Source organism: Cupriavidus sp. 05N39 (assembly GCF_056397325.1).
This window is the reverse complement of record NZ_JBFTNE010000175.1, coordinates 1-10921: the sequence shown is the minus strand read 5'-3', so window position 1 is coordinate 10921 and position 10921 is coordinate 1. Positions and strand designations below refer to the sequence as shown.

Genomic DNA, 10921 nt, shown 5'->3' with positions numbered 1-10921 from the left:
GGATTTCTTTAGGCTGCGCGAAGTAAGCGATAACGCTTTCGTCGTTTTCRTACTCCATCGCTTTTGCCAATTCGCCAGCCATGCTCTCCACTAGAATATGATGTCCCATCTTCTTACTTGGGTATCGAGACATCACGTTTCCATAGTGATTCTTCACGGTACGTGAAGGTCCGTTGTTGATAACGTGGTGAACATATCGCCGTCCTTCTTCAGGTATATTCATCTGGCAAAGGATATTCTCCACGTGTTCACTCAGGTTTGCTTGCTTCATTCCAATGCTCCTTTTGGTGTTGGTGATTAGCACTTCTGATGCACAAAAAATGATGGCAATAACTCACCTTCTTCAAGAAAGATGACTCTTTAAGTTCACAGGCAAAAGCGGGGCATCTCAAGATAATCTCCTTCTTGAGTTGCGAAAAATAGCTCCCCGTCGAGAAATTCGATTTCCTCGAAAGGTGGTGCCGGCTGGGGCTTGCTGCGGGGCGACGTTCTTACCGACCCGTCCTAAGCGGCAGAGGGCTAGTTGGATGCGTGGTAGGGTTTTCTATGCTCCATGATTACAGCCTCCATGGTTCAGTCGAGTTTATGCCTGCCGTGAAATTGTGCAAGCAGATTTTTGAGAAACTATCTGGTGATGTGGAGGGTTTTCCCTGTGCTCTCACATAGAATGTGTATTCGGCCAATAGGCATTAACTTGATATATTGAAAGTTAACTACTTAATAATCGCACAATACTATCTACGCGGTTTCTACGTGCCACCTCCTGCGAAAGGCGACTTTCGCCGTCGCTGCCGAGATGCCATGTTTCGGGTCGACCACGAGGATGCGCTTCGCTCCTTGCGGTTGAGGTGCCGGGAGCATGCGCATCCAATCGGTCGGATGAGCAATCTGAAGGAACAGAGTCCTGGCGCTCTCAATCGACGCTGGCCTGCTGTCAAGGGAGCCAGCGAACCACCGCGCCGATGGTCCAAGACACTGCAGGAGGGTGCGCTGCTTAAGCTTGGCTCCCCACTCGCATTCGTTGATGAGGACTACGTCGTCGTAGTCCTCAAGAACTTCGGCCAGATGCGGAGACCATCGGAAGAATCCAGCGTCCAGGATGCTGTTTGCCGTTGTGCCTCGATGCTGAGCGGGCACGCCTTTACACGACGGGTGGAGGACTCCGTCGCACACAAAGAACAGAATCCTCATCGCAGCTGCTCCTCGCTGTACCGAAGACTCCCCCTTTCGTCGCTGGGACCGGAGATTGTGTTCGTGTTGCGAAGCAGAGTACGTAGCGCTTGAATAGCGTTTTCCAGGTCCTTCTGGCCTTCGACGATGACGCTGGATTCACAAAGAATTGGTAGAACCTGTCCCCAATCTGTATCGAGCAGAACCGGGTGGGATGGGCGACGTCGCTGGAGGTCGACGCGCAGCCATTCACGCCTGGCGGTCACGACTGGGTGGTGGTATCGATGGAATCTGTTGCCAGGGAGGGTCGCCCCAATGACGCTTGCACGTGTCGTCGCTGGCAGGCAGGAGAGGGCCTCCCTGTATCCTGCCTCAAAGACATACCAACTATGCAAGACGATTGCGGTTGAAGGGGATGCTAGGAGAAGCTCTTCGAACAGTGCTACGTTGCTCGCCAGGATGCTAGGAGATTCTGGGCTTCGCTTGGCGGTAGCGTGCTGAGGGTGCAGGATTCCCTCGGGATTGAGATAGAGAGTGGTCACGACGAGCCTCGCTCAAGGAGGCGCACAGTCTCGCATCGGGGTCCGCGTGTCTGCGGACCAGATACAATGCATGTGCTGCACTGTTCTTGAGATGCCTGGCTCTGCCGGAGGAGGGCTCTAGTTCTGCTTGGACGAGCAGGCTTTTCCCTGTTTATTGCTATACGGTTAACAGGGCAACAACATCAGCGAGGGCCGCTTGAGTCATGTTGATACAGCGTGGACGCGACTAGCGTCACGTACCGCCCGCGGCTTGCTGGTGCGGAAAGGGGTTTCGTACGAGCAACTGGTCGAATGCCTGGCGGCCGTCGACCTGGTGGAGTCCGTCCGTGCCGTCGAGGGTAAGGTCCAGCGCGGCTCATTTCGTTGCTGCTTCTTTTTCCAGCTCCTGCTTGCAGTAGAGGCGGACCTCCCGGATGGATTGACACTGTCGAAGCGCCAAGAATCATGGGAGGAGGCGTGTACCAGGACTTTCCTTCGCGAGCTGGACTCCCACGGCTTGACATACGCCGTCCTGACCAAACGGTTGCAGAAGCTGGGCTTAGAGGTGAGCACGACGCAACTCGAGCAGCAAGTCTCATCGGGCAGTTTTCCATTCACGCTCCTCCTCCAACTTTCCGCCGTAGCGCCTGTCACTTTGCTTCAGCGGTTCGTCGACCAGACCGACATCGAAAAGGCTGCGCAGCTGCACGTTCATGGTGGCTAAAGTCTTGGTATGTGTAAAACCATACCGAAAGACTAGGACAAAAAACGTAGAATGCAAGGAAGCGCTAGGTCTTTTCGATGGTGTCCCTACGGGTAGGGACACCTTGCCGTCATTGGTGTGATGCAGAGGAGGGCGGCCCAACCTTGAAACTGCTGCYGCACGGACTACACTCGATTTACACACGCGCTGTCGCCTACAAGCAGAACTACTTCCTGGCAGCGCTCAATTCCCCTATCCGCGGTTGCTAGCTGCCAGACGCTGATGCGTTCGAACTTCCAAACGGTTGTTTGTCTCGGCACACTGTCGACTTAGGCATCATCAAAGCTATCCGGCGCCGCGGTTCTCCCGTTGGGGGGCGCCATGCCTTTTTGGTCGGTTGCATCAGTGAACGAGGAGCCGGAGATTGGGCTTCGCCGTTGGCGTGTCATTGCGACTGAACGAGGTGAGCACCATTTCGTTGGCCAATCCATCGCAAGCGGCTCAGGTCGCGTGAGCTCTGCAATCACGTCTTTCGACATACAGACCCGGACCGGACAGACTCAGAGTGGACGTCGCTACACCCTAATTGGGCAGCCCGGATACGACCCGGATGGCATGCATACCTGGGCTATCTGGGCTCTCGCGAACAACGTTACGCAACAGACAAACGTGAGCTCGCAGTATCTCGCACCTGAGGATGCGGATGATGGCACGCCCACGACATAGCAGCGGGTGGGTGGGTTCGCTTGAGTGGAGTTCCGGAGGCTGGTGGCCGAAGCAGCGAATGGCAAGCGATACCGATTGATTGGCGAGCCAGGAATGGCCTCAATGGCTGCCTCTTTCGTGGAGTGTTGCGCGACCTTCGACGCGCGGCTCGCATGCACGGTCGACGTAACCGCGGATTTTCTGGACCTGCGCCGAAGGATGGTAGGCGAGGGCAGCGACGGCTCTCAGGGAGAAGGGGGAAGGTGAGAGAGGATACGGCACACCCTGCCAGCGCTTTCTCAGGAAATGCATCTCTCGCATACTAGAGTTGTGACAGGCCTCGCACACGGGGTCTGTCTACCCGGGTGGCTAAGCTGAGTGGCATGTGCGCATCGCTTGAAGACCTAGCGTGGCTTGCCGTGCGCCCTGACGGGCACAAAGACTTAGCGGCAGACATTCTGCTAGGTCTCTATGAGGGACTTCACCGCCGATGGAATCGACCGTCTTAAGCGCGAAGCCAGTAATCCGCCTCCTCGCTCAGGCACATCGAAGCTCTATATATGGCTCTACAACGATTCGCACGTTCCAAGGACAAGGTTTGGCCGAACTCGGCCAAATTGCATCCAATCGCTGAGGCTCTCGCGCGCTGGCATCCTGGATTGGTCCTTGGCTGCCAGTGTGGTCTTTCCTGTGAGAGGCCTTCTCGCGGACCGAGTTTCTCCCTCTCTCGCAGGATAGTCAGGGCATTCCGCACGCGGGACAATGAAGTAGCGGCGTTGTCAGCCGCACGATAAATCAAAGAAGAAAGGGGGAGGGATGGACGTTATATCTGCTCGTGCGCCAGTTTTGGGGCGCGCTGGTCGCAAGGCGGTGTTCCGTGTGGGTGTTGGATTTGTCTTTGCGCTAATAGCCGGCTCGGCAAATGCCCACGGCGGAGGGTTGGACGCCAACGGTTGCCACCACAACCGCAAGACCGGGGAGTACCACTGCCATCGGGGGCCCGGCTCGGCCGGATTGACTTCTACTGCAAATGCGACGGCGCCATCTGGCAGACCGGCATCTGCATCAGCGTTTGTGTCAAATCGTGGCGTGGCGGCGGAGCCCACTTGCTATACGGGGCCGCGCGGTGGCACCTACACAATTACAGCGAGCGGCCGCAAAAACTACGGCGGCTGTTGAGCCTAGCGGGTCTGAGCGACCAAGGCTCGCTAGGGCGTATCCGCTTATCCTATGATGACTTCTTGTCACTACCTCTTTTGGTCGTAGAGCAAAAGAGGTAGTATTTAAAAAATTTGCCAAATCTATCGGCTTGGATATCGAGGGTAGGCATGGGGGGCAGGGACTATGTGGCATGACGTAGAGGCTGAAGTTGACCTCTTGAACTTCGACCTTGTCGCGAGCGTAGCAACACAGCTTATCCGCGATTCTGGCGGTCATCCGCTGACGATTGGGATATCCGGCGGTTGGGGCGTGGGCAAGTCCTCGCTGGTGAAGATGGTCGGCAAAAAGCTGCAAAGTAGCAACGCTGACCAAGRCAAGTACGTCTTCCTTGAGTTCAACGCCTGGCTCTACCAAGGTTTTGACGACGCAAGACAGGCTCTTCTCCAAGCGGTCTCTGATAAGCTGCTGGAGCTTGCAGAAAACGACAAGAACCTATTGGGAAAGGCTTGGGACTTTGCCAAGCGCGTACGGTGGCTCAAGCTTGGGCGCATCGCAGTGCCTACTGTGATTGGCATGACCATGGGAACTGCCGCCGGGCCATTGGGCACTATCCTCGGCGCGGTCGGCGGCCTTGTAAAGGGCGCCAGCCATGCCTTCTCAGCGGACAAGCTGAGCGAAGTTAAGAATGCGTACAACGAGCTCAAACCTGAGCTGGAGGGGCTCTTGGCAGAGAAGGAAACGGAGTCTCTTCCCAAGGAAATTGAAGGGCTACGTAGGGCGTTCGCCGACCTGCTCAAAGACCTGGACGTAACTTTGGTAGTTCTCGTCGACGACTTGGACCGATGCCTTCCCAATACGGCCATTTCGACGCTTGAAGCTGTTCGACTGTTACTGCTCGTCCCTAGGACAGCCTTTGTCATCGCCGCCGACGAGGACATGATTCGGAGCGCCGTACGCGCTCACTTTGGTCAGGCGGACATTAGTGACGACTTGGTTACAAGCTACTTCGATAAGCTCATCCAGGTACCATTGCGTGTGCCCCGGTTGGGTGTGAACGAGGTTAAGTCGTACGTCATGCTTCTATTCGCGGACCTGGCTGCACGTCGCGGGGACATCTCACACGCTACATTGGCGGAGGCCCAAAGCCATATCTTGGCTGCCCTGAAAAAGTCATGGGACGGCGGCGTAACGCGAGAGGTTCTAACCACGGCATTCGGAAAGGAAGCGGACAAAGTCGGAAAGGAAATCGACGTTGCAGAGCAGCTCGCGCCGATTCTGGTCACCGCTGAGCAAATTGCGGGAAATCCCCGCCTCATCAAGCGTTTCCTAAACAACTTGATGATTCGAGAGTCGCTGGCAAGGGCGCAAGGGATGTCGGTTGGCTTGGAGGAACTGGTAAAAGTGCAGCTCTTCGAACGATGTGCATCTACTGCTGCCTTCGACCATCTGGTAAAAGCCATCTCGGCTAGCGACGAGGGCAAGCCTACCTTCCTCACCGCACTTGAGACCAGCGCGTCCAAGGGTGAGCCGTACGTGCCGCCCGTTGCAAGTTGGGGCGGCACGTTTTACGAGCAGTGGGTGAGGTTGGCTCCACCACTAGCGGATGTTCCATTGACTCCCTATCTCTATCTCAGTCGAGACCGGACGCTTGCTCTCGCTTCATATGACGAACTATCACCCGCCGCGCGCAGACAGTTCGACGCCATGCTTAAGGTGACCCAAGTGTTTCCTGGCGTGGTTGCGCAAATTAGAGACTTGGGTGAGGCAGATGCCGAGCGAATCCTTGTCCGACTCATCAGAAAGGCGCGGGCCGACCAGTGGTCCCCTGCATCCGTGACCCGCTGCTTCAATGTGACGGACGCCTTCGAGGGACTTGGAGTGAAGCTGGCGTTCGCACTGTCGGAAATTCCAAGCGCTCAGCGGCCAGCGCCAATCGGCCCCTTGTTGGCCAGGAGCGCCTGGGCGCAATCCCTTATCGCTGAATGGCTGGAAGACGATGAGACTCCAAAGCAGCTGAAGACCGTATTGCGCAAGCGAAGCGGAGGTACACAATAGTGGGAACTTCCACATCAAGCTCCGGACCTCGCAGCGGAGTAAGCCTTTCTCCGTCGTGGCTCGAGGAATTGAGTGTTGTCGCGCCGAAAGTTGGGGGCGAGGCCCCCGAACCAGAGCAAGGTGACGCGCAGCCTCAACCTGAGGAAGACGAGGTAGCCCAGCCTCGACGCTACGCTGATGCGAAGCGCGACATCGGCAAGTTCGTTCGCACCGGCGAAACGTCGTACCTGTCTCGAGGAATCGGTCACTATTCCCGCAGCGGAATGGGAGGCGCAAGGAAGCTTTCCTCACGGATGCGAGCTTCCGCGAACGCTGGTTCAGCACTGGTATCTTTCATCAAGGACATTCGAGAGGGTACCGACCCGGCCATTGCGAGCTGGGTGCAGAATCTGCTCGCGTCGAATCCGTCCTCCGATGAGGTGGCTGATGCGATTGTGCAGGCGCTGTCAGGGCCCRGTGGAAGTGTCGACGAGGAGTCGATGCGTGACTCTATGGCCCTCGCCATTTCCGAACTACTGGTGCTCCAGCCGGATGTCGAGTTGCTCAACATGAAGGATGCCGACACCTGGACTCTGCTTCAGCTGTTCCTCGGCAACGAAGTGTGCAACCGGCTTTCGTTCGACATCGGACAGTTCTTCGAGAGCGCCAAACTGGACCCTGAACTTGGTGTCCTACGAGAGATGGAGATGCGCGACTTTGTGAAGAACGAAGTCGGTGTGCAACTGGAAGCGCTTCGGGCAAACAGCCCAAATCCGACAAAGGCCCAGCTCGACGCGCTGGTAAATGAGGCACTTCGTATGACGTTCGAAGCCTACGAGGGGACGCTATGAACCGAGTGATATGTGTACCACCGGAGTTGATTCCTCAATACCTGTCGCCAGGGGTGGACTACATCTCGATGTATCGAAGTGCTGGTCGTCAGGGCGTAAGTTCAGTGGGCACGAGCATTCAACGCAAGGTCCAGCGTTCGGGAATACTTCCTGATGTGCGGACTTGGGACTTCTCGACCTTTGCGCTTGCGGTATCTGCAGCGGACCTCGCTGTCGCTCGTGCCACGAGCGCTGATGGATGGACTAGGGTAATCGACCTCACGGTTGCTCTCGTCGACCCGGAGCCGTTCAGGCAGATAGTGCGAAAGCTGCAGGTCATGCTGAGATTCCTGACCGGCGACTTCTGGCATTTGACCTTCATCGAAGGTGCAGATGCTCCGCCGTTTTCCCTGGCACCCAAGGTGTTCGAAGCGGATTGCGTCTCGTTGCTTTCAGGAGGCGTCGATAGCCTCGTCGGCGCGATTGATGCAACAAATATGGGCTGGAAGCCGCTTTTCGTCTCTCAGATTGCGAAAGGGGATGCGCGAACGCAACGGCGGTACGCACTACGACTTGGTGCCCGCGAACGGTATCTGCAATGGAATCACAATATCAAACTCGTCCACCCTACAGAGCGCTCCACGCGCGGTAGGTCCATCGTCTTTTTCGCGTTTGCTGCTATCGCAGCGTCCGCAATAAGCGGTGTGGACCGGGTGAATGTGTTCGTTCCTGAAAATGGGTTCATTAGTCTGAACATTCCGCTGAATCCTGGTCGAGCCGGGAGCCTTAGCACAAAGACAACCCATCCCGTATTTATGGAAAGGTTGCAAGAGGTCTGGACGGAGCTCGGTCTTAGAGGGCGACTAATGCGACCATACTCGTTCAAGACGAAGGGCGAAATCATTTGCGAATGCCGTGATGTGGACCTGCTCATGGAGTTGGTCGGTGATTCGACCAGTTGCGGTCGCTACGGCTACTACAAGTACACTCATTGCGGCCGATGTGTCCCGTGCTTGGTTAGAAGGTCATCCTTCCTTCGGGCGGGAGTGGAGGACCCCACCGAACGCTACCACTTTCCCACCCTCCGACTTGCGGGCCGCGAAAATGGCGCGAATGACATTGGGGCGGTTGCCGCCGCCGTGCTTCGATACCGGGAGCACGGCGTTCGGCGGCTCACGTCTGGCCAGTTGGCCTTTGCTAATAGCGCGGACCGGGCTGAGTACGAGGGGGTAGTGGCTCGAGGGATTGAGGAACTGGGCCAACTTCTTGAACATGCGGAAGTCTTCTAGCCGGTTGCCTCCCACCTTCCCGCATTAGCGCCGCTGGTCGCGTTCCGCCGCCCGCGAGCACTGTGACCAGTCCTTGGCGTCGCTCGACCACGCCCGCTTTTTTCGCGGAGCTTGAGGCATGTGCTTAGCAAGGACATGCTTAGCCGTGCACTGAATTACGCCGACGAATTAGACTCGCGTTGCATCAACTACTTCGTCAAGGGCCATCATTTTGGCCATCCCGATAGCCTGTACTTTCTTGGCTGTACTTTTTTGCGCATGCGCACGGCGGTCACTGCTTGGGTGAGGTCGATTTCGGGCTCTGCTTCGTGCAAAGACCGGAGGCCGGACCTGGGTTCGCGTTCCTCGATTAAGCCTAAGGGCTTCTCAAGGACACTGTCCGGCAATGTCGTGATGACGTCATATTCGGAAAGGGACTGGGCCCACTCATCACGCTTCTTGATAAGCATCCAGTGGTCTTGCTTGTCTTCGCGCTTGGAGATGCGCACCAGCTCCCATGCGCCGGCGAGTTTTTCCCCGTGCAGCCGGAAAACTAGCTTTCCGGCCTCCATCCCCTCGCGCGGGTCGTCGACAGGTTCCCAGGTGCCGTGGTCCCACACAATGACTGTTCCGGCACCGTACTGCTTTGGGGGAATATTGCCTTGGAAACTCGCATACTCAATTGGATGGTCTTCGACATGGATGGCCATCCGTTTCTCCTGAGGGTCGTAACACGGCCCCTTAGGGACGGCCCAGCTCAGTAGAAGGCCATCGAGCTCGAGTCGAAAGTCGTAGTGCAGCTGCGCGGACCAGTGCTTTTGCACAACGAACGACAAGTGTTGGCCTGCGGCTGAAGGACCGCTGCTCTGCAGTGCAGGCTCAGACGTGACATTGAAGTCACGTTTCTTCCGGTACTTGGACAGCGGCAGGGGCGTCCGTTCAGAGTTGGCGGCCATGGCCTAGTCTACGGCGAGTTCAGTCGCCAAGCCAAGCCAAGACAGCCCATCGCATGGCTCCGCTATGAACCGGTACGGTCTACCTTTGAGCACCAATTTGGTCAGCTTCATTTAAGCTCGCGATTCGCGCTCGATGCACACGCGAGCAGCAATGGACTTATGATGGTGAGGCGCTGGCTCGAAGGGGTGTTGTGGTGGTTACGCTCGAGACAAGTCGATGACAACGCCCTTGATATGTGGCCACTCCTCCGACGGTATCCGGTCACTCATCAATGTCGCAAAATGTTGGGCGTCCCGAGGCTTCACGCGCTCAGGCGTTGCTCTAGGAGAGTGTCCAAACCATAAGACGATGTAGATGCCCATTCCGCCTGCATCCGGATGGACCGAGTAGTAGCGCCCCAGCTGTTCTCGCCACGCTGTCCAGACCGTCTCATGATTCTCCTTCTTGATTTCGACTGGGACCATGATGCGTGAACTCTTGGCGAACAGTACCCCTTGCATGTCAGCGCGCCGCTCACCGGCAGCGTGCGCCTCCTTCGATGCTTCAACGTTTTGATGAGCCAAGCGTTCGCGCAGAAGGGTTAAGAGCATGTCGCGGCATTCGTTCTCCGACTTTGGCTTCTCATCGCCATTGTGGTCTTTCGTCCAGAACAGCCGCAGTAGGTTCGTATCGTCGTGACGGATGTGCTCTGCACAAATGGTCAACTGGTCGACCATTAGCGCTGCCAAATCTTGCGGGTTTGCGGGTGCACGATTGGCCAGGGTATTCGCGGCTGCGAGCGCGTCTGTCGGCTTGAAAAAAGCCATTCGAGCAAAGCGCTGCTGGGCGTAGTAGCAACCATCCAGATGGACACRCCAACTTTCTAACGACGGTAGTGCCTTTAGGCGCCGGAGCTCTGTTCCCGCCTGCGGAGAAGCGTCTTCGGCGAGCCATTTCGTCAGTCGATGGACTGATATCTCCTCTTTCGTGCTCGTGGGTGTGGATTCGGTCTATTTCGAAATGATTCACCGCTGCGCTGGGAGCGAGAATCTCCACCAGTCTCGCAAGTACCCTAGGAGTGAAGCGCCGACTTTCGTCGGCTGTACCGTACTGTTGGATGATGGCGTCAGTGAGCGCGGCCACATCTACGGATGAACTCAAAAAGAGCTCATCTAGCTGAGGACCGAACACGTCAGGAAATGCTCGGAGGCCGGCTACAAGGTAAGCGAGCCGTTGGCGCTCGTCGATTCCATCATTGCCCACATTCGCAGATGCCACGCCTAACAAGGTCTTCGTGTCATGGATTCCCGCCGCAGGGAGGAGAACCGTGTTCAAAAAGCGAACTTGCCCAGGCGACGCATGGTCTGGAAGTAGCGAGAAGAGTTCTGGCAACAGAACTCGCGCCAGATTGACTGGGCCTGTAGGCTCGCGTAGGTCACGTAACGCGGAAAGTTGTGGACCCTCCACATCGCCAAGCCGGGCCGCAGCATGGCGAAGAACGAGCGGAGCGACAAGCTCTGGCAGCGCGTTAGCGACGGCTAGGTACCACGTCGGTGATTTTTCTGTTGACGCTACGAGCACGAATGCTACTAG

The 10921-nt window shown here is 56.7% G+C and carries 8 protein-coding genes; 5 read left to right on the top strand and 3 right to left on the bottom strand.

From position 1 onward, the window contains the following. Positions 1–271, bottom strand: a 271-nt coding sequence (locus AC1DN0_RS39400) for a hypothetical protein (protein WP_477146523.1), incomplete at its 3' end; no start/stop codon positions are given. Positions 272–1908: 1637 nt separating this feature from the next. On the opposite strand from AC1DN0_RS39400, the gene AC1DN0_RS39395 reads away from it, so the two are divergent. From AC1DN0_RS39395 to qatC, 5 genes are all read left to right on the top strand, one after another. Then, entirely contained in the window at positions 1909–2415 is a 507-nt protein-coding gene (locus AC1DN0_RS39395; RefSeq protein ID WP_441634464.1) for a DUF6471 domain-containing protein, read from the top strand. 1500 nt (positions 2416–3915) lie between these two features. Further along, positions 3916–4278: a YHYH domain-containing protein gene (locus tag AC1DN0_RS39390; protein WP_441634460.1), complete on the top strand. Its 363-nt coding sequence runs from the start codon at positions 3916–3918 to the stop codon at positions 4276–4278. Positions 4279–4476: 198 nt separating this feature from the next. After that, positions 4477–6315: a KAP family P-loop NTPase fold protein gene (locus AC1DN0_RS39385; RefSeq protein WP_477146522.1), complete on the top strand. Its 1839-nt coding sequence runs from the start codon at positions 4477–4479 to the stop codon at positions 6313–6315. Positions 6316–6383: 68 nt separating this feature from the next. After that, positions 6384–7145 (top strand): Qat anti-phage system associated protein QatB, encoded by a 762-nt coding sequence (qatB, locus tag AC1DN0_RS39380; protein ID WP_477146521.1) that lies wholly within the window; start codon positions 6384–6386, stop codon positions 7143–7145. After that, positions 7142–8413, top strand: a complete 1272-nt coding sequence (qatC, locus tag AC1DN0_RS39375; protein ID WP_441634454.1) for a Qat anti-phage system QueC-like protein QatC — start codon at positions 7142–7144, stop codon at positions 8411–8413. Before qatB ends, qatC begins: the two co-directional genes overlap by 4 nt. A 206-nt stretch (positions 8414–8619) precedes the next feature. Here the strand turns inward: qatC and AC1DN0_RS39370 are convergent, their stop codons facing one another. Next, positions 8620–9348, bottom strand: coding sequence for a DNA polymerase ligase N-terminal domain-containing protein (locus tag AC1DN0_RS39370; protein WP_477111406.1), 729 nt, complete (start codon positions 9346–9348; stop codon positions 8620–8622). A gap of 198 nt (positions 9349–9546) precedes the next feature. Beyond that, the gene (locus AC1DN0_RS39365) at positions 9547–10155 is read right to left on the bottom strand and encodes a hypothetical protein (RefSeq protein ID WP_477146520.1); all 609 of its coding nucleotides are present in this window, start codon (positions 10153–10155) and stop codon (positions 9547–9549) included. Positions 10156–10921: the final 766 nt, after the last annotated feature.